The 24,917-nt window shown below is 68.0% G+C and carries 27 protein-coding genes and 1 tRNA gene; 12 read left to right on the forward strand and 16 right to left on the reverse strand.

What is annotated here, in order from left to right; all coding sequences use genetic code 11:
* Window positions 1-246 precede the first annotated feature (246 nt).
* Window positions 247-420: a hypothetical protein gene (locus tag AC3A5Z_RS05230; RefSeq protein WP_487518308.1), complete on the forward strand. Its 174-nt coding sequence runs from the start codon at window positions 247-249 to the stop codon at window positions 418-420.
* Between the two features lie 379 nt (window positions 421-799).
* Here the strand turns inward: AC3A5Z_RS05230 and AC3A5Z_RS05235 are convergent, their stop codons facing one another.
* Entirely contained in the window at window positions 800-1,168 is a 369-nt protein-coding gene (locus AC3A5Z_RS05235; protein WP_487518309.1) for a response regulator, read from the reverse strand.
* Between the two features lie 178 nt (window positions 1,169-1,346).
* Between AC3A5Z_RS05235 and AC3A5Z_RS05240 the strand changes: the two genes are divergently transcribed.
* On the forward strand, window positions 1,347-2,090 hold the full coding sequence (locus tag AC3A5Z_RS05240; RefSeq protein WP_487518310.1) for an MgtC/SapB family protein: 744 nt from the start codon (window positions 1,347-1,349) through the stop codon (window positions 2,088-2,090).
* A gap of 4 nt (window positions 2,091-2,094) precedes the next feature.
* On the opposite strand, the gene AC3A5Z_RS05245 is transcribed toward AC3A5Z_RS05240, so the two are convergent.
* Both AC3A5Z_RS05245 and ligD read right to left on the reverse strand, forming a co-directional pair.
* Window positions 2,095-2,376 carry a hypothetical protein gene (locus tag AC3A5Z_RS05245; RefSeq protein ID WP_487518311.1) on the reverse strand — a complete coding sequence of 94 codons (282 nt, stop codon included), beginning with the start codon at window positions 2,374-2,376 and terminating at the stop codon, window positions 2,095-2,097.
* The gene (ligD, locus tag AC3A5Z_RS05250) at window positions 2,373-4,868 is read right to left on the reverse strand and encodes a DNA ligase D (RefSeq protein WP_487518312.1); all 2,496 of its coding nucleotides are present in this window, start codon (window positions 4,866-4,868) and stop codon (window positions 2,373-2,375) included. The genes AC3A5Z_RS05245 and ligD overlap by 4 nt, the downstream gene beginning before the upstream one ends.
* 218 nt (window positions 4,869-5,086) lie before the next feature.
* Here ligD and AC3A5Z_RS05255 point away from each other — a divergent pair, with 218 nt between their 5' ends.
* Window positions 5,087-5,932, forward strand: a complete 846-nt coding sequence (locus AC3A5Z_RS05255) for a transglutaminase-like domain-containing protein (protein WP_487518313.1) — start codon at window positions 5,087-5,089, stop codon at window positions 5,930-5,932.
* Window positions 5,933-6,075: 143 nt separating this feature from the next.
* Window positions 6,076-6,243 carry a NepR family anti-sigma factor gene (locus AC3A5Z_RS05260; protein WP_487518314.1) on the forward strand — a complete coding sequence of 56 codons (168 nt, stop codon included), beginning with the start codon at window positions 6,076-6,078 and terminating at the stop codon, window positions 6,241-6,243.
* Between the two features lie 162 nt (window positions 6,244-6,405).
* On the opposite strand, the gene AC3A5Z_RS05265 is transcribed toward AC3A5Z_RS05260, so the two are convergent.
* Window positions 6,406-6,906 (reverse strand): YciE/YciF ferroxidase family protein, encoded by a 501-nt coding sequence (locus AC3A5Z_RS05265; protein ID WP_487518315.1) that lies wholly within the window; start codon window positions 6,904-6,906, stop codon window positions 6,406-6,408.
* Between the two features lie 82 nt (window positions 6,907-6,988).
* Complete coding sequence (locus AC3A5Z_RS05270) at window positions 6,989-7,195, reverse strand: hypothetical protein (protein WP_487518316.1); 207 nt, start codon at window positions 7,193-7,195, stop codon at window positions 6,989-6,991.
* 126 nt (window positions 7,196-7,321) lie between these two features.
* Here AC3A5Z_RS05270 and AC3A5Z_RS05275 point away from each other — a divergent pair, with 126 nt between their 5' ends.
* Together AC3A5Z_RS05275 and AC3A5Z_RS05280 are read left to right on the forward strand one after the other, a co-directional pair.
* The gene (locus tag AC3A5Z_RS05275) at window positions 7,322-7,825 is read left to right on the forward strand and encodes a sigma-70 family RNA polymerase sigma factor (protein ID WP_487518317.1); all 504 of its coding nucleotides are present in this window, start codon (window positions 7,322-7,324) and stop codon (window positions 7,823-7,825) included.
* Between the two features lie 135 nt (window positions 7,826-7,960).
* A complete protein-coding gene (locus AC3A5Z_RS05280) occupies window positions 7,961-8,623 on the forward strand; it encodes a TerC family protein (RefSeq protein WP_487518318.1) in 663 nt (220 codons plus the stop codon).
* A 17-nt stretch (window positions 8,624-8,640) separates the two neighbouring features.
* Here AC3A5Z_RS05280 and AC3A5Z_RS05285 read toward each other — a convergent pair.
* Window positions 8,641-8,716: transfer RNA gene (locus AC3A5Z_RS05285), tRNA-Ile, on the reverse strand.
* A gap of 144 nt (window positions 8,717-8,860) precedes the next feature.
* Between AC3A5Z_RS05285 and purM the strand changes: the two genes are divergently transcribed.
* Together purM and purN are read left to right on the forward strand one after the other, a co-directional pair.
* Window positions 8,861-9,907: a phosphoribosylformylglycinamidine cyclo-ligase gene (purM, locus tag AC3A5Z_RS05290; RefSeq protein ID WP_487518319.1), complete on the forward strand. Its 1,047-nt coding sequence runs from the start codon at window positions 8,861-8,863 to the stop codon at window positions 9,905-9,907.
* The gene (purN, locus tag AC3A5Z_RS05295) at window positions 9,904-10,491 is read left to right on the forward strand and encodes a phosphoribosylglycinamide formyltransferase (RefSeq protein ID WP_487518320.1); all 588 of its coding nucleotides are present in this window, start codon (window positions 9,904-9,906) and stop codon (window positions 10,489-10,491) included. The genes purM and purN overlap by 4 nt, the downstream gene beginning before the upstream one ends.
* On the opposite strand, the gene AC3A5Z_RS05300 is transcribed toward purN, so the two are convergent.
* Window positions 10,488-11,486, reverse strand: a complete 999-nt coding sequence (locus AC3A5Z_RS05300) for a Hint domain-containing protein (protein ID WP_487518321.1) — start codon at window positions 11,484-11,486, stop codon at window positions 10,488-10,490. The genes purN and AC3A5Z_RS05300 overlap by 4 nt on opposite strands.
* A gap of 219 nt (window positions 11,487-11,705) precedes the next feature.
* Here AC3A5Z_RS05300 and rnd point away from each other — a divergent pair, with 219 nt between their 5' ends.
* Window positions 11,706-12,863, forward strand: a complete 1,158-nt coding sequence (gene rnd / locus AC3A5Z_RS05305) for a ribonuclease D (RefSeq protein ID WP_487518322.1) — start codon at window positions 11,706-11,708, stop codon at window positions 12,861-12,863.
* On the opposite strand, the gene AC3A5Z_RS05310 is transcribed toward rnd, so the two are convergent.
* Window positions 12,860-13,306, reverse strand: a complete 447-nt coding sequence (locus AC3A5Z_RS05310; protein WP_487518323.1) for a hypothetical protein — start codon at window positions 13,304-13,306, stop codon at window positions 12,860-12,862. The genes rnd and AC3A5Z_RS05310 overlap by 4 nt on opposite strands.
* 141 nt (window positions 13,307-13,447) lie before the next feature.
* On the opposite strand from AC3A5Z_RS05310, the gene AC3A5Z_RS05315 reads away from it, so the two are divergent.
* A complete protein-coding gene (locus tag AC3A5Z_RS05315; protein WP_487518324.1) occupies window positions 13,448-13,876 on the forward strand; it encodes a SufE family protein in 429 nt (142 codons plus the stop codon).
* On the opposite strand, the gene AC3A5Z_RS05320 is transcribed toward AC3A5Z_RS05315, so the two are convergent.
* The 5 genes from AC3A5Z_RS05320 to cobS all read right to left on the reverse strand — a co-directional run bounded on the left by AC3A5Z_RS05320 (window position 13,870) and on the right by cobS (window position 19,425).
* The gene (locus AC3A5Z_RS05320; protein ID WP_487518325.1) at window positions 13,870-14,211 is read right to left on the reverse strand and encodes a DUF427 domain-containing protein; all 342 of its coding nucleotides are present in this window, start codon (window positions 14,209-14,211) and stop codon (window positions 13,870-13,872) included. The genes AC3A5Z_RS05315 and AC3A5Z_RS05320 overlap by 7 nt on opposite strands.
* Window positions 14,212-14,275: 64 nt before the next feature.
* Entirely contained in the window at window positions 14,276-16,072 is a 1,797-nt protein-coding gene (locus AC3A5Z_RS05325) for a M24 family metallopeptidase (protein WP_487518326.1), read from the reverse strand.
* Window positions 16,073-16,179: 107 nt separating this feature from the next.
* Window positions 16,180-18,048 (reverse strand): cobaltochelatase subunit CobT, encoded by a 1,869-nt coding sequence (gene cobT / locus AC3A5Z_RS05330; RefSeq protein ID WP_487518327.1) that lies wholly within the window; start codon window positions 18,046-18,048, stop codon window positions 16,180-16,182.
* Between the two features lie 61 nt (window positions 18,049-18,109).
* Window positions 18,110-18,442 carry a hypothetical protein gene (locus AC3A5Z_RS05335; protein WP_487518328.1) on the reverse strand — a complete coding sequence of 111 codons (333 nt, stop codon included), beginning with the start codon at window positions 18,440-18,442 and terminating at the stop codon, window positions 18,110-18,112.
* Window positions 18,439-19,425: a cobaltochelatase subunit CobS gene (gene cobS, locus AC3A5Z_RS05340; protein WP_487518329.1), complete on the reverse strand. Its 987-nt coding sequence runs from the start codon at window positions 19,423-19,425 to the stop codon at window positions 18,439-18,441. Before cobS ends, AC3A5Z_RS05335 begins: the two co-directional genes overlap by 4 nt.
* Before the next feature lie 201 nt (window positions 19,426-19,626).
* Here cobS and msrB point away from each other — a divergent pair, with 201 nt between their 5' ends.
* On the forward strand, window positions 19,627-20,100 hold the full coding sequence (gene msrB, locus AC3A5Z_RS05345; protein ID WP_487518330.1) for a peptide-methionine (R)-S-oxide reductase MsrB: 474 nt from the start codon (window positions 19,627-19,629) through the stop codon (window positions 20,098-20,100).
* A gap of 62 nt (window positions 20,101-20,162) precedes the next feature.
* On the opposite strand, the gene AC3A5Z_RS05350 is transcribed toward msrB, so the two are convergent.
* Window positions 20,163-20,798, reverse strand: coding sequence for a DnaJ domain-containing protein (locus AC3A5Z_RS05350; protein ID WP_487518331.1), 636 nt, complete (start codon window positions 20,796-20,798; stop codon window positions 20,163-20,165).
* A 74-nt stretch (window positions 20,799-20,872) separates the two neighbouring features.
* Here AC3A5Z_RS05350 and AC3A5Z_RS05355 point away from each other — a divergent pair, with 74 nt between their 5' ends.
* Window positions 20,873-21,130 carry a BolA family protein gene (locus AC3A5Z_RS05355; RefSeq protein ID WP_487518332.1) on the forward strand — a complete coding sequence of 86 codons (258 nt, stop codon included), beginning with the start codon at window positions 20,873-20,875 and terminating at the stop codon, window positions 21,128-21,130.
* A gap of 131 nt (window positions 21,131-21,261) precedes the next feature.
* On the opposite strand, the gene AC3A5Z_RS05360 is transcribed toward AC3A5Z_RS05355, so the two are convergent.
* Window positions 21,262-23,421 (reverse strand): malate synthase G, encoded by a 2,160-nt coding sequence (locus AC3A5Z_RS05360; RefSeq protein WP_487518333.1) that lies wholly within the window; start codon window positions 23,419-23,421, stop codon window positions 21,262-21,264.
* Window positions 23,422-23,614: 193 nt separating this feature from the next.
* Window positions 23,615-24,907 carry an FAD-binding domain-containing protein gene (locus AC3A5Z_RS05365; protein ID WP_487518334.1) on the reverse strand — a complete coding sequence of 431 codons (1,293 nt, stop codon included), beginning with the start codon at window positions 24,905-24,907 and terminating at the stop codon, window positions 23,615-23,617.
* Between the last annotated feature and the right edge of the window lie 10 nt (window positions 24,908-24,917).

Genomic DNA, 24,917 nt, shown 5'->3' on the forward strand with positions numbered 1-24,917 from the left:
GGTCGGCTTCATGCCATCCGCATCATGCGACTGCCGGTGAAACAGGCGTTTGCGCTGAATGTTCCAGCGGATCGGCGACGCAGCGCGCCGCTGGCGGCCCCGGATGCAGTGCCCCGCGCGCGATCTCCTTGACGCCACGGCGGAGGATCGGCGGCGGCGAGAGGCAGGGAACAAATACCCGTGAGCGGCATTGTGACGACAGCGGGCTAGGACGCCCCAGACGACAAGGCGCGAAAGGAAAGACCCATGATGTCAGACCCCAAGCCGGTGCCGGGGCCCATGCCGGTTCCCCCGGAAGGTCCGTCTCCCGACGTGACACCCGACCCGCGGCCCGTGCCGCAGAAAGACATCGACCTGCCGCCGATGGACGGCGAGGGACCCTCGAACCCGATGCCCGTCCCGCCCACGCTGCCGATGTAAGCAGCCTCTACCAGATTTCAGCAAGGAGCCCATTCCAGTGAACAGCATCATCTATCTCGTCGGCCTCGTGGTCGTGGTCATCGCCATCCTGTCCTTCCTCGGCCTGCGCTGAGCGACCCGGCATCAGAACTCCGTAACCAGTACCGCGCCTTGCGGCGCACCCGTGCCTGTAACAACGGCTCCGCCTCGCGGGGCCGTTTGTCATTTGCGGCTCCGGGAACATCCGCCGCTTCCGCCGGTTCGCCCCCCGAGCATCGTGGCGCGTGTCAACCGGACGCGACGGCATGAGGGACAGGAGAGGTTTTTCCGGTTTCCCGCCTGGCCAGGGATTGGCGCCGACCTCTATCCCGTCCGCGCCACTGTGCTTGCCCCGGTCCCGCTACCTCTGCAGCATTGTGTCGATCATCGAGGTGAGCAGCGCCGTCACCACCGGCTTCTGCAGCACCACATGACCGCTGAACTCCGGCGGCAGGGCGCCCGCCGCATGGCCGCTGAGAAAGGCGAAGGGCAGCCCGCGCTCCTGCAAGGCGGCGGCGATGGGGTAGGAATCCTCGTCATGCAGATGCACGTCGAGAAGGGCCGCGTCGATCTCCTGCGCCTCGATCATCCGCAGTGCGTCCTGCACCGTGCGGGCGGGGCCAGCCACCTGGATGCCGGCGCTTTCCAGCTCGTCGACCAGATCCATCGCGATCAGAAGGTCATCCTCGACCACCAGAATCCGGGGAGCTTTCACCGCACCGATTGCCATCTCCACCCACTCCTTTGACTGTCTCTGGCCTGCCTGACCTTCCAGCGAGAAGACAGTTTTCGGAGGGGTTTTGTTCCTCTTCCACTGTGGCATCGCGGCAACGTGCACGGCCTTGTTTCCTTGGGGAACGATGCGCAGGGGCTTGCGTTACCTAGGGACAAGCTGCAGGGGGCGGGCGATGATTGCCGAGTTTATTCAGGGTTTTACCGAGAACAACTTCACGCTGCCGCTGCTGAGCAGCCTCGCCACCGGACTGCTGATCGGGCTGGAGCGCGAGGTGCGCGGCAAGGCCGCGGGGCTGCGGACCCACGCGCTCGTCTGCTTCGCTGCAACGCTGCTCACCCTGGCCGCCGCGCATCAGGGCGACTGGGTGATGACGATGCTGCCCGACAGCCAGCTTGTCACCGATCCGGCGCGGATGGCGCATGGTATCCTGACCGGGATCGGCTTCCTCGGCGCAGGGGTGATCTTCCGCGAGGGGCCCTCGGTGCACGGGCTGACCACCGCGGCCTCGCTCTGGATCACCGCGGCGCTCGGCATCGTTTACGGCGTGGGCATGTACTGGCTGGCCGTGGCGGGGGCGATGGCCGCGCTGATCGTGCTGGTGCTGCTGCGCATGCTCTTTGCCGTGCTGCCGGTGCGCACCGAGGTGCGGCTGCGGATCGAGACCGAGCCGGACAGCGGCTTCGACGCTCCCGCGCTGCGCGCGATCCTAAGCGACATCGGGCTTAGCATCCACGCCCTGAGCCAGAGCCATGACCGCACCACGGGGGTCTCGAAGCTCACCACCTCCACCTATTGCCGCACAACAGCCGAGGCCGACCGGCTGGCGGCGGCGCTTTCGGTGGCGCCGGGGGTGCAGAGCTTTGCCCTGCTGCCCACCGAGGACCCGCTGTCGGACAGTCTCCTGCTGCGGCGCTGAGGCCTCAGCCCTCGCCGACCCGCGGCTTCTGCGGGTCGCGCCCGGTGTGGCGCTTGGCCTCCTCCGAGATCAGCCGGATCTCCTCGGCAATCGCCACCTCGATGCCGACACCCGGAGCGGGCACCGCGCCCGGGTCCTCCTGCGCGTCCTGCATGGTGCTGCGCTCGGCCAGATATTCCCACAGCGCCGGAGCCTCCTCCGCGGGCAGCCGCGCCAGCAGCAGCGCGAGGATCTTGCGCTGCGCGATCAGCCGCCCCTCCAGCGTTTCCATCGTCAGTCCGGTCATGCCTGTCCCTCCTCGACCTGTTTTTCCAAGCGTTTCAACACCTGCGACCCCAACGTCACAGCCGTCTTGCCCGCCTCGCGCAGCGGGCAGGGCAGGTTGAGCCGGTCACGCACCGAGACGATGTCGAAGGCGCCGGCGCTGGTGATCTCCTCGAGCTCGTCCCATGTGACCGGTACCGCCACCTTGGCCCCCGGCCGCGCCCGCAGGCTGTAGGGGGTCACGGCGGTGGAACCTCGGTCGTTGCGAAGCCAGTCGATGAAGATCCGGCCCTTGCGCTCGGCTTTCGACATGGTGGCGACGTAGCGCTCGGGCGCCGCCTCGGCCATCAGCGCGGCCAGCGCGCGGGCGAAGAGCTTCACCGTGTCCCATTCCGCCTTGGGTTTCAGCGGCACGATCACATGGATGCCCTTGCCGCCCGACAGCATCGGCACCGAGGGCAGCCCCAGCGCATCGAGCCGCGCCCGCACATCCTGCGCCCCCGCCTTCACCGCCTCGAATCCCAGTCCCTCGTCGGGGTCGAGGTCGAAGACCAGCCGGTCCGGCACTTCGAGCCGGGCGTTCTTCGAGCCCCAGATGTGGAATTCGATCGCCCCCATCTGCGCCGACCCGATCAGCCCCGCAGCGTTCGACAGCGAGATGAACTCCTCCGGCCCGTCCTTTGTCTCCACCGTCACCGTGCCCATCGCATCGGGCATGCCCTGCGTGCGGTGCTTCTGGAAGAAACACTCGCCCGCCACCCCGTCCGGGCAGCGCAACAGCGAGACGGGGCGATCCTTGAGAAACGGCAGGATGCGATCGGCCAGTGCCGCGTAATGCTCGGCCACCTGCAGCTTGGTCACCGGCGGGTCCTCGAACACCTTGCGGTCGGGGCTCGAGATCCGCAGACCCTTGACCTCGGCTTCATTCTTGCCCCGCCGACGCGGCTTTGCCTTCGGCTCCGGCATCTCGGTCTCTCCCTCTTCCAGCCGCACCTCGCGGCTCGCCTTGTCCAGCCGCAGCCCTTCGTAGACGCCGTGCCGGATGCTGCCATCGGCGGTCAGCTCGGCAAAGCTGACTTCGGCCACCAGATCGGGCGTCACCCAGACGGTGCCCCTCGCCTCGGGCGGCGTGCGTTTGAACGGGCTTTTCCCCTGCTTGCGCTCCGTCAGAAGCGGCTTCAGCTCGCGGAACTCCGGCGCGCCGAAGCCGGTACCGACGCCGCCGCGATAGACCAGCGCGCCCTTTTCCACCGTGCCCATCACCAGCGAGGCGAAGGGCCGCCCCGGCTTGTCGGAGGGCTTGAAGCCGCAGATCACGAACTCCTGCCGCTGGCCGCATTTTATCTTCAGCCAGTCGCCGTTGCGGCTGCCGCGATAGGGCGCGCTGCTGCGCTTGGAGATGATGCCCTCCTGTCCCGCCTCGCACATCCGGCGGAAGACCTCGCCCCCCTGACCCTCGACATGGCTGGAATAGCGAATTGCGCCGACACCTTCGCCAAGCAGCCCCTCCAGCGCCACCTTGCGCTCGATCAGCGGCTGCGTCGTCAGATCCTTGCCGTCCAACTCCAGCAGGTCGAAGGCCATGAAGGCGAGCGCGCCGCCGTGCTTCAGCCGGTCCTGCAGCGCCGAGAACATTCCCGTCTCCACCCCCGGTGCGATCACCTCGCCGTCGATCAGCGCCGAGCGGCAGTCGATCCGCTCGAACTCCGGCACCAGCGTGCCGAACTGTGCCGTCCAGTCGAGCCCGCTGCGGGTGTAGAGCCGAACCTCGCCCCCGGCGAGGGCGGCAAGACAGCGGTAACCGTCGAACTTGGTCTCGTGCAACCAGTCGTCGCTGTCCGGGGCCTTGGTCTGCAGCTTGGCCAGTTGCACCGGGCGAAAGCCGGGCAGGGCAGGGGCCTTCGCCTTGGCCATCTTCGCCGGGGCCTTTCGCTTGCGCGCCGGCTTGTCCGCGGCGATCTCCGCCATCGAGCGTCCGGTGCTGACGCTCGTCATGTGCTCGCTCACCAGACCTTCGGTGTCTTCGGCCTCGTGGCTGTCATGCTCCTTGATCAGCAGCCAGTTCTCGCCCTTCTCCTTGCCGCGCGGCTTCATCCGCACCAGCGTCCAGCCGCCCTTCATTCGCTCGCCCGAGAGCACGAACTTCAGACTGCCGCTCTTCAAACCCTCGTCCACATCGCCCTTGGGCGCCCATGTGCCGCGGTCCCACAGCATCACCGTGCCGCCGCCATATTCACCCTTGGGAATGGTGCCCTCGAAACTGCCGTAGCTGACCGGGTGATCCTCGGTCCGCACCGCCAGACGCCGTGCGCCGGTATCGGCGCTCGGGCCGCGGGTGACGGCCCAGCTCAAAAGCACGCCCTGCCACTCCAGTCGGAAATCCCAGTGCAGCCGCGAGGCGTCGTGCTTCTGCACCACGAAGCTGCGGCCCTCCGGCAGCACGTCCTCCCCCGCGGGTTCGGCGGTCTTGGCGAAGTCGCGCTTGGCCCGGTAGGTCTTCAGGTCGCGGGTCATCGGGCGTCCTCGGCTGGAAGGTATGAAGCTTGGCGCGGCGAGGGAACGCGGGGGCGTCGGGCAGAGTTCCTTGACCGGACATCCCCGCATTTCAGGGGGCCTCGCGGGCGGCTCGGCAGCTCCCCGCCTGAAAAGCACGGCCGGGCGGAACCAAACGCCTGCGAGCGTGTTGCTTGCGAAATAATGACGCCCGAATATGACAGCCTGGAATTTTGATCATGAAGATACGCATCGGTTTTGACATCACGATCGAGCGGATGGGCGAGACCTCCGTCGTGCTGGCCCTGTCGCCGCGTCCCGAAGAGGACTGGCGGCTCGAGGCGCCGATGCCGATCGAACTGACCCCCGCCTCCCGCGCGCGTCCCTTCACCGATGCCTTCGGCAACCGCCGTCTGCGCGTGCCCGCAGCCTCCGGCCCGCTGCGGATGCGCTGGGATGCCGTTGCGCAGGATGACGGGCTGCCGGACGGGTTCGACCCCGACGCGCTCTGCCTGCCGGTGGACGATCTGCCGGCCGACACGCTGCAATACCTCTCCCCGAGCCGCTACTGCGAATCCGACCTGCTCTCGGGTGACGCCTGGGCGATGTTCGGCCATATCGAGGCGGGCTGGGGCCGGGTGCAGGCGATCTGCGACTTCGTGCACAATCACATCCAGTTCGGCTATGGCCATGCCAGCCCGAACAAGACCGCGCTCGATGTCTGGCGCGACGGGCGCGGCGTCTGCCGTGACTTCGCGCATCTGACCATCGCGCTCTGCCGCGCCCTGAACATCCCGGCGCGCTACTGCAGCGGCTATCTCGGCGACATCGGCGTGCCCTATGCCGGTGAGGGCGATTTCTGCGCCTGGGTCGAGGTGCATGTCGGCGGCGTCTGGCGCACCATCGACGCGCGCTACAATACGCCCCGCATCGGTCGCATCGTCATGGTGCGCGGACGCGACGCGGTGGATGTTCCGATGATCACCGCCTTCGGCAACATCCGCCTCGACGGCTTCAAGGTCTGGTGCGACGAGGTGACCGAGGAAGAGGACTCGGCACCCCAATATCTTGCGTTAGCATCATGAGCAGCAACACCCCCTTGGGGAAGGCCGGGGCTGTTGCCGTTTCGCCGCAGTCGGGGAATGCTGACGCAGAGTCACCCCAGAGTGGAACATCCGGGCCCGTCAAGACTTGTATCAGTGATGAGACACAGAACGGACCGCACAAAATGTATACCGAGATACAGGAAGAACATGACGCGATGGTGAAGCGTCAAGTCCAGGAAAACCTCCGCCGCGTCTACGACGCGGGCCTTCCCGATCAGACAGGCGATCGCTTCGCCCTTCTGCTGGACCGACTTCGCGACAAGCAAGCCGGGCGCGCACGTCGCCACTGAGCACACGACCTGCGCTCCCTAACTGGAAAAAGGCGGCCTTTCGGGCCGCCTTTTCCGTTGTTCACGCCCCTGAAACAGCGTTTTTCCTCGTCGGGCGGGAACCGGATATGAAAAAAGCGGCCCCGAGGGACCGCTTTTCCTCGCGCATGGCGACAGACAGCCTCAGGCCGCCGACTGCATCGCGCTCTCGTTGATCGAACCATCGGCCAGCGCGGTCAGCGCCTCGTCGGTGGCGCTCTCTTCTTCCAGCGTCGCCGCCAGCAGCTTCGAGACGTCCTTCATGCCGAGGCAGTCGGCCCAACGCTTCAGCGTGCCGTAGCGGGTGATCTCGTAGTGCTCGACGGCCTGCGCCGAGGCAACGAGACCAGCATCGAGAGCGGGCGAGCCCTTGAAGTCTTCCATGACTTCTTCACCCTCTTCGAGGATGCCGTCGATGGCCGGGCAGGTCTTGCCCTGCGCGCGCTTGCCCATGATCTCGAAGATCTGCTGCAACCGCTCGATCTGGCCGTCGGTCTCTTCCTTGTGCTTGGTGAAGGCGGCCTTCAGTTCGGCCGATTGGGCGCCGCGGGCCATTTTCGGCAGGGCTTTCAGGATCTTGCGCTCGGCGTAATACACGTCTTTGAGTTGCTCGAGAAAAAGATCGTCCAAGGTCTTGGTTTTCATGGGTCAACTCCTGAGTTGTCGCGGGAACGGCGGATCGGCCGTGCGAACTCGGGCACAACGGAGACTTGCGCTGAATGTTCCGTCAGTCCTGACGACGGCTGAGAACCGCGGGCTCCACCCGCTCGAGCCCCTCACGTGCCGCCAGCGCCTCGTCCAGCGCGCGGGCGAGCGCAAGGATGGCCTCGGGCACGGGCTCGGCTTCGATGGCCCTCAGCAGGCTCTGGCTCAACCCCCTCAGATCGGGCTCGCCGAGCGCCGCTCTGCCGTCCTCATCTTCGGTTGACGCCATGTCTGCTCCTGTCCTCGCGCCAGTTTTGCTATGAGCCCGCACACTATGCAACTGCAAAGGGGGAACCCGTCAAACAAGTGAACGTTAAGTTCGAGTCGAGACGAGGACGATATGCAGGAGCCGCCCGTGACGGATCAGACGCCACCCAGGTCCATTATCCCGGATGTAATCGACCTCATTCCCGCTCTGCGCGCCTATGCCCGCTCGCTGAGCCGCAATCAGGCCGATGCCGATGACCTGGTGCAGGAGACCTTGCTGAAAGCGCTGTCCAACGCCGACAAGTTCCAGGCGGGCACCCGACTGCGGGCCTGGCTCTTCACCATCCTGCGCAACACCTTCTTTACCAAGGTCCGCATCAGCGCCCGCGAGAAGACCGGCGCCGAGGATTGCGTCTCGGGCGAGATGTCCGTGGCGCCGTCGCAGGAATGGGCGGTGCGGGGGCGCGAGCTGATGGCCGCCATCGATCGCCTGCCCACCCATTACCGCGAGATCCTCATCCTCGTGGTTATGCTCGGCGAAAGCTACGAGGATGCCGCGCGGATCTGCAATTGCGCCGTCGGAACGGTGAAGAGCCGCGTCAGCCGCGCACGGCAGCTGGTGATGGACGAACTCGGCGGCGAGGCGCTCTGACAGGAGCGCGAGAGGCCTGCGGCATCTCGGCCGAAGCTCCGGACGCGGCCTTGGCGCCGCACGGAGCGAGAGATAGAAACGGAGGCCGGAGCGCCGACGCCCCGACTCGGCCTTTCCGTCCCAAGGACAGCTTCGATGGATTTCATCACCGCAGAGGCGCTGACCGCGCTGGCCCAGATCGTGATGATCGATCTGGTGCTGGCCGGCGACAACGCGATCGTCATCGGCCTCGCCGCCGCAGGTCTTCCGAAGGAGCAGCGCGGCAAGGCGATCCTCGTTGGCATCATCGCCGCCACCGTGCTGCGCATCTGCTTTGCCGCCGCCACCCAGTACATCCTGCAGATCGTGGGGCTGATGCTCGCTGGCGGGCTCCTGCTGCTCTGGGTCTGCTGGAAGATGTGGGAGGAACTCCGCACCCCGCAGGACGATTACGACGCCGCCGACGCAGCCCTGCATGCCGAGGCCGCCGAGGGCGCCCCGCGCAAGACTTTCCTGCAGGCCGCCGCGCAGATCGTCATCGCCGACGTGTCGATGTCGCTCGACAACGTGCTGGCCGTGTCGGGCGCCGCGGGCGAGCATCTCTGGGTGCTGGTGATCGGGCTCATGCTGTCGATCTCGATGATGGGCCTCGCCGCCAGCTTCCTCGCCCGCCTGCTGAACAAGCACCGCTGGATCGCCTATGTCGGTCTGGCGATCATCCTCTACGTCGCGCTCAAGATGATCTGGGAGGGCTTCAACGAGGTCGAGCCCTACATCGGCCCCCTCGCCGGTCGGGCGGGCGAGGCCTTCGGCCTCTGAGCGACGGGGCAGGGGAGTGGTAGGCCCGGAGGGACTCGAACCCCCAACCAAGGCGTTATGAGCGCCCTGCTCTGACCATTGAGCTACAGGCCCGGCCGGGGTTTGCACTAAAGCCTGCGGGGGAAGCGGTCAAGCCTTGCCGCTCCCGGTGCCCCTTCCGCCAGCCGCTTCGCGTTGCGCGAGGGGCGGGGATCGTCTATGCGGTGCGGGATCGGGATTGCTTGCAGGGGCCGCGCCATGACCACGACTCACAATGGGATGACCTATGCCGATGCGGGGGTGGATATCGACGCCGGCAACGCGCTGGTCGAGCGGATCAAGCCTGCCGCCAAGCGCACCCAGCGCCCCGGCACCATGTCGGGTCTCGGCGGCTTCGGCGCGCTCTTCGACCTGAAGGCGGCGGGCTACACCGATCCGGTGCTCGTTGCCGCGACCGACGGCGTCGGCACCAAGCTGCGCATCGCCATCGAAACCGGCGAGGTGGACAGCATCGGCATCGACCTCGTGGCGATGTGCGTCAACGATCTGGTCTGTCAGGGCGCGGAACCCCTGTTCTTCCTCGACTATTTCGCCACCGGAAAGCTTGAGGTCGATCAGGCCGCCCGCATCATCGACGGCATCGCCGCGGGCTGCGAGGCCTCGGGCTGCGCGCTGATCGGCGGCGAGACGGCGGAAATGCCGGGGATGTATCACAAGGGCGACTTCGATCTGGCCGGTTTCGCCGTGGGCGCGATGGAGCGCGGGCAGGATCTGCCGCAGGGCGTGCAGATCGGCGACGTGCTCTTGGGCCTCGCCTCCGACGGGGTTCATTCCAACGGCTATTCCTTCGTACGCAAGGTGGTCGAGGTTTCGGGCCTGCATTGGGAGTCCGACGCGCCCTTCGCCGAGGGCAAGCTCGGCAAGGCGCTGCTGACGCCGACGCGGCTCTATGTGAAGCAGGCGCTGGCCGCGGTGCGGGCGGGCGGGGTGCATGCCTTGGCGCATATCACCGGCGGCGGACTGACCGAGAACCTGCCGCGCGTCCTGCCCGAGGGCCACGGCGCGCTGATCGACCTCGGCGCCTGGCAGCTGCCCCCGGTGTTCCGCTGGATGGCAGAGACCGCCAACATGGCCGAGCCCGAGCTCTTGAAGACCTTCAACTGCGGCATCGGCATGATCGCCGTGGTCGCCGCCGACCAGGCCGAGGCGCTGACCGCGCTGCTGCAGGCGCATGGCGAGACCGTCGTGCCGCTCGGCAAGGTCACCGCCGGGCAGGGGGTCAGCTACACCGGCGCGCTGCTGTGAAACGCGTCGCCATCCTGATTTCCGGGGGTGGCTCCAACATGCTCGCCCTTGTCGCCAGCATGACCGGCGACCATCCGGCGCGGCCCGTGCTGGTCGCTTCCAACGATCCCGGGGCCATGGGCCTGAAGCGCGCGGCGGAGCTCGGCATCGCCACGGCGGCGGTGGAGCATCGCCCCTTCAAGGGCGACCGTGCGGCCTTCGAGGCGGCGCTGCTGCAACCGATCCTCGCAGCCGAGCCCGACATCCTCTGCCTTGCCGGCTTCATGCGGGTGCTGACGCCCGGTTTCGTCGCGCGTTTCGAGGGGCGGATGCTGAACATCCATCCCTCACTCCTGCCGAAATACACCGGGCTGCACACCCATCAGCGCGCGCTGGACGCGGGCGATATCGAGGCGGGCTGTTCGGTGCATGAGGTGACGGCGGCGCTGGACGAGGGCCCGCTGCTCGGTCAGGCGCGGGTGCCGGTGCTGCCGGGCGACACGGCGGAAACCCTTGGCGCGCGGGTGCTGGTGCAGGAGCATCGGCTGTATCCGGCAGTGCTGCGGCGCTTCGCGGCGGGGGATCGCACCCCGGTCCTTCTCTAGCAGAGCTGCCCGGTCACCAGCGGCCCCACCTCCCAGGGCCGCAGGCAGGGATGCGCCGTCTCGCCGGGCCAGCCGGTCGCAAGCTCGGGAAACAGCGCCATCAGTTCCGCCCGCTGCGCCCCATCCATCGCGGCAAGGCTCATCGGCCCCAGATGCAGGCTCTCGCAGGTCAGCCCTTCGGCAAAGACCGCCTCGTGCCGGTCGAAGGCCAGATGCAGGTAGGTGACGCGCGACACCGGCGCCACGCGCACCGAGCGCCCTGTCACCAGATGCCGCGCCGCCACGAAGACGGCGCTGGAGCCGAACCACAGCTCCGCCCGCCAGTCGCGCAACAGCACCCGGTGCTGCGGCGACAGGCAGAGCGCCCGCCGGTTCCCCAGCGCCCCCGCCGCGATGTGGATCGGGGCAAAGCGCCCCATTCCCTCCACCGTCCGCGCCCCGACCCAGCGCAGCGGCTGCGGCCCCCGGTCCAGCGTCTCCACCAGATCACCGGGCCGCAGCCGCTCCACCGGCACGGGGCCCTCGGGCGTGGTGATCAGCGTACCGCGGGTGAAGCAGGGTACGGCGGGCGGGGTGGAGGGCAGGGCCGAGAACGGCAGTTTCGACATGCGCGGCGGGTCGTCCCCCGGCCCGTAGGTCATGGTGCCCGGCGTCACCCCGTTCACGTCGAAGACCACCGGCGCCGTGGTGAAGATCATGTGGTCGGTCGCGGAGGCGCGGTCCTGGAACTGGTCATGTTGCGGGTTCAGCCCCGAATAGAGCGGCGGCGAGGGCGGGTCGGTGTCGGGCCATGCATAGATCGCGACGAACTGGCCGTTGGTGAACTCGGTCTGGCCGGGGCTGACCTGCGTCACCACCACGCGGAATACATCCGTCGGCGCGCCCAGGGGCTGCACATCGGTCAGCGTCACCACGATGTCGTTGTTGTTGCCGGTGAAGCTGACCGTGGAATAGACCCCGATCTGGTCGCCGGTCATGTAGACTTCGACATTCATGCCCTGACCCCCGAGGATGGCGGGTCCGGCCTCGCGACGGACCTCCTGCAGACTCAGGCTTCCGGTTTCCGGGTTAATTTTCGGTTAATTGGCGCAGAAAGTCACAGCGGCGGCCCTGCTTGTGGCCGATCTGCCGTGCGGTGCTTCCCTTCCTGTGCATAATTGCCTAGGAAGGGGTGCCGGACGAACCGGCACGCGTCACCAGCGGAACAGGCGAGTATGAGAACAATCACGACGACCGAAGCTCTTGCCGAGTTCTGCGAGACCGCCAAAGCTGCCCCCTACGTCACCATCGACACCGAATTCCTGCGCGAGCGCACCTACTGGTCCAAGCTCTGCCTGATCCAGATGGCGCTGCCCGGCAAGACCGGCGAGGCCGTGCTGATCGACCCGGTGGAGGGCGAGGGCATGTCGCTCGAGCCGCTCTACGACCTCTTCCGCCACGAGGCGACGGTGAAGGTGTTCCACGCCGCCCGGCAGGATCTCGAGATCTTCTTCGTCGAGGGCAAGGTCTTCCCGACGCCGCTGTTCGACACGCAGGTCGCCGCCATGGTCTGCGGCTTCGGCGAGCAGGTCGGCTACGAGACGCTGGTCAAGAAGATCGCGCACGAGCCGCTCGACAAGACCTCGCGCTTCACCGACTGGTCGCGCCGCCCGCTGTCCGAGGCGCAGAAGGCCTATGCGCTGGCTGACGTGACGCATCTGCGGGTGATCTACGAGTGGCTTGCCGCCCAGATCGCCAAGAACGACCGGCAGAAATGGGTCGAAGAGGAACTGGCGATCCTCACCGATCCCGCCACCTATACCGTGCATCCCGAAGAAGCATGGCTCAGGATCAAGACCCGCACCACTTCGGGCCGCTTCCTTGCCGTGGTCAAGGAACTCGCCCGCTTCCGCGAGGACTATGCGCAGAGCCACAACGTGCCGCGCAGCCGCGTGCTGAAGGACGATGCCCTGCTGGAGATCGCCTCCACCCGTCCGACCAACAGCGAGGAACTGGGCCGCTCGCGGCTCCTGATGCGCGAGGGACGGCGGGGCGACATCGCCGACGGCATCCTTGCCGCGGTGAAGGCGGGGCTCGAGACCAAGCCCGAAGACCTGCCGAAGCCCGATCTCAGCCGCGAGCAGCTTCAGGTCAACCCCGCGCTGGCCGACCTGCTGCGCGTGCTGCTGAAGGCGAAATCCGAAAGCCTCGGTGTCGCCGCCAAGCTGATCGCCTCGGCCGCCGATCTCGACGCCATTGCTGCGGGCGGGCGCGATCTGCCGACGCTCAAGGGCTGGCGTCTGCAGGCCTTTGGCAACGATGCGCTGCGCCTTTGCCGGGGCGAGATCGCGCTCTCGGCCAAGGGCAGCGAAGTCCGGGTGGTGACGCTCTAGCGTCCGCTGGTCAGCGCGTTGCCCGCCGATTGCACCGTGATCTGGCGGATGCCGTCCAGCTGGAAGCTCGAGATGAAGGCCGCAACCGAGATCTCGCGCGAGCGCTGGGTCGAGACCGCGTTCTGCGTCGGCGGCGGGCTCACGCGGAAGTCAAAGACCTGCACGCCGTCCTGCAGCGGGCGGGCGACCAGCTCGGCCTCCCAATAGCCCTGCGTCGGCGGCAGACCCACGGCGCGCACGATGGCGCCGCCCTGCATCCGCTTCACGTCGAGCGAGATCACCTGCGCCACCAGCGGGCGCGTGTCGACCGGAACCCCCGCGACATCCATCGTCACCGGCGCGCTTTCGCGCGACCCGCCGAACCAGTTCATCGGATTCAGCCGCGATCCACAGGCGCCGAGCGCCAGCACCAGCGCAAGTCCAGCCAGCAGCGGTGTTTTCATCCCCAGATCCCTCATCCTCGCCGGTCGTTGCGGCTTTTCCCTTGGGTAGCCGATGCGGGCCCGTTTGAAAAGCCGCAGCGCGCAGGGCTGGACCTTCCGGCGCCAGGGTCTTACCTCTGGAGCCCACAGAGGGAGACCCGCATGGCCACGCCCGCCTTCGAAGACATCGCCGAAACCTTCGACTTCCTCGACGACTGGGAAGACCGCTACCGCCACGTCATCGATCTGGGCAAGGCCTTCCCGCCTTTGCCCGACGCGCTGAAGGTGCCCGCCACCAAGGTCGAGGGCTGCGCCAGTCAGGTCTGGATCGTGCCGAAGATCGAGGGCGAGGGCGCCGCGGCGCAGTTCGATTTCGCCGGCGAGAGCGACGCGATGATCGTGCGCGGCCTGATCGCCGTGCTGCACGCGCTCTATTCCGGTCTGACGGTGGCCGAGGTGGGTCGCGTCGATGCCGTGGCCGAACTCGGTCGGCTCGGGCTCAACGAACACCTCTCCTCGCAGCGCTCCAACGGGGTGCGCGCCATGGTGGAGCGCATCCGCCGCGTCTCGGCCGAGGCCGCCGCTCAGTAGCGCGCGACCTTGCTGTAGTCGGGCGAGAAGGCCAGATGGCCCGCGATCGCCTCCAGCCCCGCCTTGGGCGATTCGTAGGACCAGGCGGCGTCCTTCACCGTGCCGCTGGCGCCGACGATGGAGTAATAGGTGGCCTCGCCCTTGTAGGGGCAGGTGGTGACGGTTTCGCTCTTGTCGAACATCACCATCGCCACATCCTCGCGGGGGAAATAGATGACCGGCTCGCGGTCGCCCTCGGTCAGCTCGATTCCGTCCAGCGTCTCGCCCAGCACGCCGGCCTCGGCGCGGATCACCCATTTGCCGACCGCCTTGCGCAGATGGATATGGTCGCTCATTGGCTTGCCCCCAGAATTGCTGCGTTGCGGCAAGATTAGCCGCAATGCGCCCGAGGGCAAGACGTCAAAGCGGCGCAGTCGCCGCTTCGAGCCAGTCGCGCACCGCGCCCGACACCCGCGGCCCGATCTTCTCGCGCACCTCGGCATGATAGGCATCGACCCAGGCCCGCTCGCCCGGCGCCAGCCGCTCGGTCAGGATCAACCGCCGGTCGAAGGGCACGAAGGTCACCGTCTCGAAGCAGAGCTGCGCGCGCTTGTCGCCGAGGGCAGGGGCCTCCTCGACCACGATCAGGTTCTCCAGCCGGATGCCGAAGGCGCCCTCGCGGTAATAGCCCGGCTCGTTCGACAGGATCATCCCCGGCTCCAGCGGCACTTCCGAGATCCGCGACAGCCGCTGCGGCCCCTCGTGCACCGACAGGAAGGCGCCGACGCCATGGCCGGTGCCATGGTCGTAATCCAGCCCCATCAGCCACAGGTTGTAGCGCGCCAGCCCGTCCAGATCGCGCCCCGCCAGCCCCTTCGGCCAGCGCACCCGGCTGATGGCGATCAGCCCCTGCAGCACCGCCGTATAGCACTCCCGCGCCTCGGCGCCGGGATCGCCCACGGCGACGGTGCGGGTGATGTCGGTGGTGCCGTCGAGATATTGCGCACCGGAATCGACCAGCAGCAGCTCGTCCTGACCAACGGCCCGGTTCGAGCCCTCGGTCACGCGGTAATGCATGATCGCGCCATTCGGCCCGGCGCCGCAGATCGTGTCGAAGCTGATGTCATGCAGCGCATTGGTGGCCCGGCGATAGCCCTCCAGCGCCTTGACGACATCGATCTCGGTCAGCCCGCCCTCGGGGGCCCGCCCGTCGAGCCAGGCGAGAAACTCCACCACCGCTGCCCCGTCGCGCAGATGCGCCTCGCGGGTGCCGGCGATCTCGGCCGGGGTCTTGCAGGCCTTGGGCAGGCGGCAGGGATCGTCGCCCGCCGCCACCGCGATGCCCGCATCCTGCAGCTCCAGCGTCACCGCCAGCGGCGCCGTCATCCGGTCCACCCGCACCGGCCCCTGCAGCGTGCCCAGCGCCGGCACGAAGGCCGCCGGCGGGCGCAGCGTGACATGCTCGCCCAGCTCCGCCCGCAACGCGTCGTCGAACTTCGCCGGATCGGCGAACAGCGTCACCCGCCCGTCGTCATGAAGCACCGCAAAGCCATGCAGCACCGGGTTGCGCGGCACATCCGCCCCGCGCAGGTTCAAAAGCCAGCAGAGCGAATCCGGCAGCGTGATCACCGCCGCCCGCTGCCCCTCGGCCCGCAGGCCCTCGGCCAGCTCCGCGCGCTTCTCGGCGCTCGACCGCCCGGCCAGCGCCTCGGGATGAGCGAAGGCCCGGCCCTGCGGCGGGGCGGGCTGGTCGGGCCAGATCCGGTCGACGTAATTCTCCACCGGGCGCAGGCTGAGGCCGCTGCCTTTCAGCGCCGTCTCCAGCCGCTCGATCTCGTCGGCGGTGTGCAGCCAGGGATCGAAGCCCACGACCCCCTCTGTCAGATGCTCGCGCAGCCATTCGCCCGCCTTCACCTCGGGCCAGGGCACCGGGGTGAAATGCCCGAGATCCACCTGATGCTTCACCTGCACCCGGTAGCGCCCGTCGATGAAGACGCCCGCGATCTCCGGCAGCACGATGGCGAACCCCGCCGAGCCGGTGAACCCGGTCAGCCACTGCAGCCGCCCGTCGCGCTCGGCCACATACTCGCCCTGATGCGCATCGGCCCGCGGCACGAGAAACCCGGCAAGCCCGTCAGCCGCCAGAAGCGCCCGAAGATCCGCCAGCCGCGCCGGCCCCTGCGCCGGGGAAGAGGTTGCATCGAAGGATTGGAACATGTTGGCCCCGTTGAGCTATGCGGTTGTCGGCGCGCAAAGGGCGCCGCTCTTGTCAGATGTGTCTATGTGCCCTGCGGGGCCGGTCGTCAGGACTGCGGAGAACCGCCTCACGCCACCCGCCGCCCCTTGCCCGAGCGCTTCTTGGGGTCGGCGTCGAACAGGCTCGCTAGCTGTTCGGTCATCGCGCCCGCCAGTTGCTCCACATCGGTGATCGTCACTGCGCGCTGGTAGTAGCGGGTCACGTCATGGCCGATGCCGATGGCGATCAGCTCCACCGCCTTGCGCCGCTCGACCATGGCGATCACGTCGCGCAGGTGCTTCTCCAGATAGTTGGCCGGGTTCACCGAGAGGGTGGAATCGTCCACCGGCGCGCCGTCCGAGATTACCATCAGGATCTTGCGCGCCTCGGGCCGGGCCAGCATCCGCCGATGCGCCCATTCCAGCGCCTCGCCGTCTATGTTCTCCTTCAGGAGCCCCTCCTTCATCATCAGCCCGAGGTTCTCCCGCGCCCGCCGCCAAGGCGAGTCGGCCCCCTTGTAGATGATGTGGCGCAGGTCGTTCAGCCGCCCGGGCTGCTGCACCCGACCCGCCGCCAGCCATTTCTCGCGGCTCTGCCCGCCCTTCCATGCCCGCGTGGTGAAGCCGAGGATCTCGACCTTCACCTGACAGCGCTCCAGTGTCCGGGCCAGCACGTCGGCGCAGATCGCGGCGATCGAGATCGGCCGCCCGCGCATCGAGCCGGAATTGTCCAGCAGAAGCGTCACGCAGGTGTCGCGGAACTCGGTGTCCTTCTCTACCTTGAAGCTGAGCGGCGTCGTGGGGTTGGCCACCACCCGCGCCAGACGGCCCGCGTCCAGCGTGCCCTCCTCCAGATCGAACTCCCAAGAGCGGTTCTGCTGCGCCTGCAACCGCCGCTGCAGCTTGTTGGCCAGCCGCGACACCGCCCCCTTCAGGGGTTCGAGCTGCTGGTCGAGATAGGCGCGCAGCCGTTCCAGCTCCGCCGCCTCCGCCAGATCCTCGGCCTTGATCTCCTCGTCGAAATCGGTGGTGAAGACGGTGTAGAGCGGATCGGCGTCGGAATGCGGGGCAGGGGGCGGCGGCTCCAGCGGGGCCTCGCCCTCGGGCAGCTCCGCCTCGTCGCCCTGTTCCATGTCGGCGGCATCGTCCATCGACACCTGGGCCTGGCTCGCATCCTGCTGCTCGTCCTGGCTCTGCTCCGGCTGGGCGTCGGCCTCGTCGCTCTCGTCCTGATCGTCGCCGGTCGAATCCGGCTGATCCTCGTCCTGCTCGGCATCCTCGCCGCTCTCGTCGGAAGGCTCGTCCACGTCCGGGTCATCGCCCAGCTGGTCGCCATAGCCGAGATCCGAGATCACCTTGCGCGTCAGCCGGGCGAAAGCCGCCTGATCGGCCAGCACCTCGTCCAGCGATCCCAGACTGCCGCCCGCCTGTTCGGCGATATGCTCGCTCCACAGGTCGAGCACGGTCTGCGCCCCCTTCGGCAGCGGCCGCCCGGTCGCCATGTGCCTGACGTAATAGCCCGCCGCCACCGCCAGCGGCGCATCGGCCGGCTGGGTGATCTGGGAATAGCCCTTGCGCTCGGCCTCATGGCCGATCTTGGCGTCGATGTTGCCCGCCGTCCCCGGCATCACCCGCGCGCCCACCGCCTCGCAGCGCGCGGTCTCCATCGCGTCATAGATCTCGCGCGCCAGCTGCCCCGTCGGGGCATAGCGGGCCGAGGTCTTTTCGTCGTGATATTTCCGCTTCAGCGCGAAGGCATCCGCCGTACCGCGCGCCAGCAGCACCTCGTCCCGCGTCATCCGGCGCGAGACCTGCGGCAGCCGCATCCCGTCCTTGTTCATGCCCGGCGGATCGACCGAATAGGAGACGGTCATCTCCGGGTCGTCGGCCATGGTCTTGGTGGCCTCGGCGAGGGCCTTCTTGAACGGATCGGCGGGGTTGTCGCTTGGCTTGCTCATGGTAGAGATAAATCACCCGTCTGTGCGCCCGGCAAGGGGCAGTCCCGAGGAAAGCGGAAGCTCAGCGAAAGGCCTTCCAGCGCGAGGTCCGGCCGACCGCCTGCGCGATCCGGTAGCGTTCGCTCACCCGCGCCACCTCCGCCGGATCCTCCGCGCTCAGCCGCGTCAGCGCCCGCCTGCGCAGCGCCAGCGACAGCCGCACCGACAGGAAGGCCGCCAGCCCGACGATGGCCGCCCCGGCCAGCGAACCCGAAAGCCCGCCGCCCTCGCGAGATCCGGCATAGGCGCCGAGCAGGACCCCTGCCGCGATCTCGATCCGCCCACGGCTGCGACGGCGCTCCATCGCCTCCAGCGCGCGCGTGACGCGCTCCGCCAGAGGGGCGGGGCCGCTCACTTCATCGCCATCGACGCGGCGCTCTCCGGCAGTTCCTCGTTGAAGCAGCGCTGGTAGAACTCGGCCACGGTCTGCCGCTCCAGCTCGTCGCATTTGTTGAGGAAGGTCAGCCGGAAGGCATAGCCCAGGTTGCGGAAGATCTCGGCGTTCTGCGCCCAGGTGATCACCGTCCGCGGGCTCATCACCGTCGAGAGGTCGCCGTTCATGAAGGCGGTGCGCGACAGATCCGCCACCGTCACCATCTGGCTGATCTGCCGACGGCCCTTCTCGGTGTTGTAATGCGGGTTCTTGGCCAGCACGATCGCCACCTCGGCGTCATGGCTCAGATAGTTCAGCGTCGAGACCAGCGACCAGCGGTCCATCTGGCCTTGGTTGATCTGCTGGGTGCCGTGATAGAGTCCGGTCGTGTCGCCCAGACCCACGGTGTTCGCGGTGGCGAACAGCCGGAAGCTCGGGTGGGGGGTGATGACCTCGTTCTGGTCGAGGAGCGTCAGCTTGCCGTCGGTCTCCAGCACCCGCTGGATCACGAACATCACATCGGCGCGGCCCGCATCGTATTCGTCGAAGACGATGGCGCAGGGGTTGCGCAGCGCCCAGGGCAGGATGCCTTCCTGGAAGGCGGTGACCTGCTTGCCGTCGACCAGCTTGATCGCGTCCTTGCCGATCAGGTCGATCCGGCTGATGTGGCTGTCGAGGTTGACCCGCACGCAGGGCCAGTTCAGCCGGCTGGCGACCTGCTCGATATGCGAGGATTTGCCGGTGCCGTGATAGCCCTGGATCATCACGCGACGGTTGTAGGCAAAGCCCGCGAGGATGGCGAGCGTGGTGTCGGGATCGAACTTGTAGGTGCTGTCCTCGTCCGGCACCCGGTCGGTGCGCTCGGCGAAACCCCTGACCTTCATGTCGGTGTCGATGCCGAAGACATCGCGGACAGAGATTTCTTCGGTGGGTTTCACAGTCATATCCAGCATTCCGTCCGCCATGTTTCGGGTGCGCGGCGTGGGCCGCCCGGAGGGGCCATCGACGCCAACGGCCTTTGATGGAACATATCCTGCAGGGGTGCAAGGGGCAGGCGGGCCGCGAAAGCGCTTCGCGCGCGATCCCGTTTGCGTGAGCGCTGCAACTCCCGCACCGCCCCGGCCGTATAGTCTGCAGAGACCCGTCACCGATCCGGAGGATCCCCCATGCTGCGCCGAACCGTTCTGACCGGAGCCACCGCGCTCCTCGCCCTCAGCCTTGCCGGCCGCTACGGCCGCGCCGCCGAGGGCAGTTTCGAGCTAACCCTGACCGAGGCCGAATGGCGCGCCCGCCTTTCTCCCGAGGCCTATGCCGTGCTGCGCGAGGAAGCCACCGAACGCCCCTTCACCAGCCCGCTCAATGACGAGAAGCGCCCGGGCACCTTCGCCTGCGCCGGCTGCGACCTGCCCGCCTATGCCTCCGAGACCAAATACGACAGCGGCACCGGCTGGCCCAGCTTCTGGCAAGCGCTCCCGGACGCCGTGGCCACCAAGGAGGACAACACCCTCTTTACCACCCGCACCGAGGTGCATTGCCGCCGCTGCGGCGGTCATTTCGGCCATATCTTCGACGACGGCCCCGAACCCACCGGCAAGCGCCACTGCCTCAACGGCGCCGCCCTGCGCTTCCTGCCGGCCTGAGCCTTCTTTCCTGCCAGAAATATCCCCGCCGGAGGCTCCCACCGGAGTCCCCGGCGCAGAGGTCAGTCGCGGAAGAACCGGCTGTCCTTGATCTGGTCCCAGGCCCAGACCACCTCCTGCAGCCGCTCCTCGTCGTCGCGGTTGCCGCCGTTCATGTCGGGGTGAAGATCCTTCACCAGTGACTTGTACTGCTTGCGGATTTCCGGCTTCGTCCAGGTGTCGCGCGCGTCGAGGATCTCCAGCGCCTTGCGCTCGGTCGGCGGCAGCTTGCGGGTCGAGCTGCTGGCCGGGCGGCCGGGGTTCTGCGTCGCCTTCTCGCCGAGGATCTCGATCGGATCGTTCACCCCCAGCCGCGACCAGACCCGCCCCTCGTCGGGACGCTTGCCGAAGGGCTGGGTCTCGCGGCCCCAGACCCGGTCCTTGTCGAGGAACTTCTGGAAATCGTCCTCGGTGGTGCCCTGAAAGAAGTTCCATTTCAGGTTGTATTCCCGCACATGGTCCTTGCAGAACCACAGGAATTCATCGAGCTGGTCGGGCGATTTCGGCGCGCGGTAGACCCCGGCCTCGGCGCAGCCCGGATAGTCGCATCCCCGCGTCGAGGTCTCGAAGGCACCGGACATGCCACGCCGCCCGGTCTTGCGCCGCTTCTTGTCCGAGGAGACCCGGATGTCGAACTCAAAGGGGGGGCGGTTTGTCATATTCACTGGCCTTTCCGACTCGGAGGCGAGAGTTTACGGGTTATGGCGCGGGATAGAAGAGGGGAACGGACGAAATGGCGGTAACTGACGAAATTCGTGATCGGCTGCAGCAGAGCTTCCGTCCGGAAACGCTTGAGGTGATTGACGAAAGCGAGAAGCATCGCGGCCATGGCGGCTGGCGCGAGGGCGGCGAGACCCACTTTCTCGTGAGAATGCGCGCCGCCGAACTCGGCCCGATGAGCCGCCTTGCCCGGCACCGCGCGGTCCATGCGGCCCTCGGCCCCGACCTCGTCGGTCGCATCCATGCGCTGGCCCTCGAAGTCGGCGGCTGAGCGCCCCGCCCGTCAGACGACCGCCGCCCGATCTTTCTGCGAAAGCTCGAAAGAACCGTGTTTTCGCAGAAAACACGGTTCTCCGGATTTTCGCAGAAAATCCGCGCCGCTCGACGGCCGCGCGGGGGGCCTCAGCCCTCCGTCACCTGCGGCGTCAGCGTCGCCTTCACCTCCCGCCGCCGCGCATGCAGCACCGGCTCGGTGTAGCCCGAGGGCTGGGCGCGCCCTTCGAACACCAGATCCGACGCCGCCTGGAAGGCCACCCCGTCGAAATCCGGCGCCATCGGCCGATAGGCCGGATCGCCCTCGTTCTGCCGGTCCACCACCGCCGCCATCTTGCGCAGCGCCGCCCGCACCTGCGTCTCCGACACCACCCCGTGATGCAGCCAGTTTGCCAGCGCCTGGCTCGAGATCCGGCAGGTCGCACGGTCCTCCATCAGCGCCACGTCATGAATGTCGGGCACCTTGGAGCAGCCGACCCCCTGATCGACCCAGCGCACCACATAGCCGAGAATGCCTTGGGCATTGTTCTCGATCTCCTCGCGGATCTCCTCCTCGCTCCAGTTCACCCCCTGCGCCAGCGGCAGGGTCAGCAGGTCGGCGAGCGTGCCGCGCGGCCCGTCCGCCGCGATCTCGGCCTGACGGCCCAGCACATCGACCTTGTGGTAATGCGTGGCATGCAGCGTCGCCGCGGTGGGCGAGGGCACCCAGGCGCAATTGGCCCCCGCCTTCGGGTGGCCGATCTTCACCTCGAGCATCTCGGCCATCCGGTCCGGCGCCGCCCACATGCCCTTGCCGATCTGCGCCCGGCCACGCAGACCGCAGGCCAGCCCGATGTCGACATTGCGATCCTCGTAAGACTTGATCCAGGCCGAGGCCTTCATCTCGCCCTTCCTCACCATCGGCCCGGCTTCCATCCCGGTGAAGATCTCGTCCCCGGTCCGGTCGAGGAAGCCCGTGTTGATGAAGGCCACCCGGTGCTTCGCCGCGCGGATGCATTCCTTCAGATTGACGCTGGTGCGTCGCTCCTCGTCCATGATGCCGAGCTTGACCGTATTGGCCGGCAGCCCCAGCACCGCCTCGACCTCGGTGAAGAGCCGGTCGGCAAAGGCCACTTCCTCCGGCCCGTGCATCTTCGGTTTCACCACATAGACCGAGCCCGCCACGGAATTTCGCAAGCCATCGGTCTTCTTCAGGTCATGCATCGCGCAGAGCACGGTGACGAAGCCGTCGAGGATGCCCTCGAAGATCTCCGCCCCCTTGGCATCCAGCACCGCGGGTGTCGTCATCAGATGGCCCACGTTGCGCACCAGCATCAGCGCGCGACCCTTGAGCCGCAGTTGCCCGCCGCCCGGCGCGGTGAAGTCGAGATCGGGCGCGAGTTCCCGCAGGATCATCCGCCCGTTCTTGCTCACCGCCTCGCGCAGATCCCCGGTCATCAGCCCAAGCCAGTTGCCATAGGCCAGAACCTTGTCCTCGCCGTCGACCGCTGCCACCGAATCCTCGCAATCCATGATCGCCGACAGCGCCGATTCCATCCGGATATCGGCCACATGCGCCGGATCGGTCTTGCCGATCGGGTGGCTGCCGTCGATCTCGATCACCAGATGCAGCCGGTTGTTGCGCAGCACGATCGCCGTCGGCGCCTCCGCCTGGCCCGCAAAGCCCACGAACTGCGCCGGGTTCATCAGCGCCGGGCTGAGGGCACCGTTCTCCACCCGGTAGAGCGCGCCACCGGCATGGCTGCCTTCGGCCAGAGGTGCCACATCGTCGAGGAAGGCCCGGCCCCAATCCACCACCCGCGCGCCGCGCTCGGCGTCGAACCCGCCCTTCGGTGGCAGATCGCCCAGAGCGTCGGTGCCATAGAGCGCGTCATAGAGCGAGCCCCAGCGCGCATTGGCGGCGTTGAGCGCGTAACGCGCGTTCATCACCGGCACCACCAGCTGCGGCCCCGGCACATCGGCGATCTCGGGATCGACACCTTTGGTCTCGATCTCGAAATCCCCGCCCTCGGGCAGCAGATAGCCGATCTCGCGCAGGAAATCCTGATAGGCCACCGGATCGATCGCCGCCCCCCGCCGCGCGACATGCCAGGCGTCGATGGCGCTCTGCAGCTCGGCCCGCCGCGCCAGCAGCGCCCGGTTCTGCGGGCCGAGATCGCGCACCGCTGCTGCCAGCCCCGACCAGAAGTCGTCTTCCCCAACGCCCGTGCCGGGCAGCGCCTCGCGGGCGATGAACTCGGCCAGACGGACGTCGACCTGCAAGCCATGCTTCTCGATCCGGTCGGTCACGGCGCTCTCCTTCGGCTGTATGCGATGGGGTGCAAGCTAGGCAGAATTTGCCGCCGCGGCAAGTCTGGTCAAATGTGTTTACCAATATTCCGCTCCTGCGCCCCTCCCTGCATTTTCTGTCGAAAAATATCCTCGGGGGTGAGCGCGCAGCGCGAGGGGGCGGAAAGCCCCCTTCCTTCGCCGCCCCGAAGCGCTACAGATCCAGCCGCAGCTGCGCCGCCGGACCCGGCCGCCGCGGCGGCTCCAGTCCCTCCAGCACCTCCTCCGCCATCCGCCAGCGCAGCCGTTCGCGCGCCGCCCGCGCCGCCGAGGCCGGGTCGACCACCGGCTCCGGATAGCGCCGCCCCAAAAGCCGCCCGGCCCCCACCCATTTCCACGGCGCCTGCAGCCGCGCATCGGGCACCGGCGCCAGTTCCGGCAGCCAGCGCCGGGTGAAGCTGCCCGCCGGGTCCAGCTCCTCGGCCAGCGCCAGCGGGTTGGCAATCCGCCCCTCGGCCACCCGCCGCATCTGCGACCAGTGGATCGCCGGATCGTAATCCGTCGACAGCCGCGCCAGCACCCGCCCCGCCGCCGCCTCGGGCAGGCCCAGATGCTGCACCGCCACCGCCGCCAGCAGCCCGCGCATCCGCGCCGTCTGCCAGCCGGTCGCCGCCAGATAGCGCATCCCGGCATCGACGAAGGGCAGCCCGGTCTCGCCCGCGGCGAAGGCCGCGAGCAGCGCCGTATCGCCGTCCTCCTCAGGCGCCACCTCCACCGCCCGCCGCGTCAGCGCCGCCTGAAACGCGGCCAAACTGCGGCCCCAGCCGCCGCCCGGCCGTTCCGCCTGCCGCGCCGCCACCGCCGCCAGCACCTCGCGCCGCGACAGCGCCCCCCAGGCCAGATGCGGCGAGAGCCGCGAGCAGCCGCGCTCGCCGCTCGCCGGCCCGTCGCAATCGCGGTAGCCCTCGCCGCGCGCGCCAAGGAAGCTCTCCAGCAGCAACAGCCCGCGACCCCGGCCTCCGGCCTGGCGATGCGCGCAGCGGTCCTCCGCCAGCCGCAGCACCCGCGCCGAGGGGATCGGCCCCGGCTCCACCCCCGACACCGCCTGCAGCGCCCCGGCTTCGGCCTCGCCCTCCGCGAGCAGTTCCCAGCCGATTCCCGCCTCGCGCGCCCAATCGGCCACCCGGCGATCCTCCGTCCGCTCCACCGCCGAGCGGGGGGCGAGCGCGAGGATTCGCCCGATCCTGTGCTGGCGGCAGAGCTTGGCCAGCACCGTCACCGGATCGCCGATCCGCACCGCCAAGGGCGCCCCCAGCCCGCGCAGCTCCTCGCGCAGCGCGCCCAGCGTTTCCGCCACGAAGTCCCACTGCCGCGCCGAGCGTTCGGGCAGCGCCCACTGCGCCGGATCGACGATGAACAGCGGCAGCACCGGGGCTCCTGCCGCCGCCGCCAGCGCCGGGTGATCTGTCACCCGCAGATCGCGTCTGAACCAGATGAGAACATTCATGGAACATGAC

The organism is Cereibacter sp. Soil_C_27, from assembly GCF_057657095.1.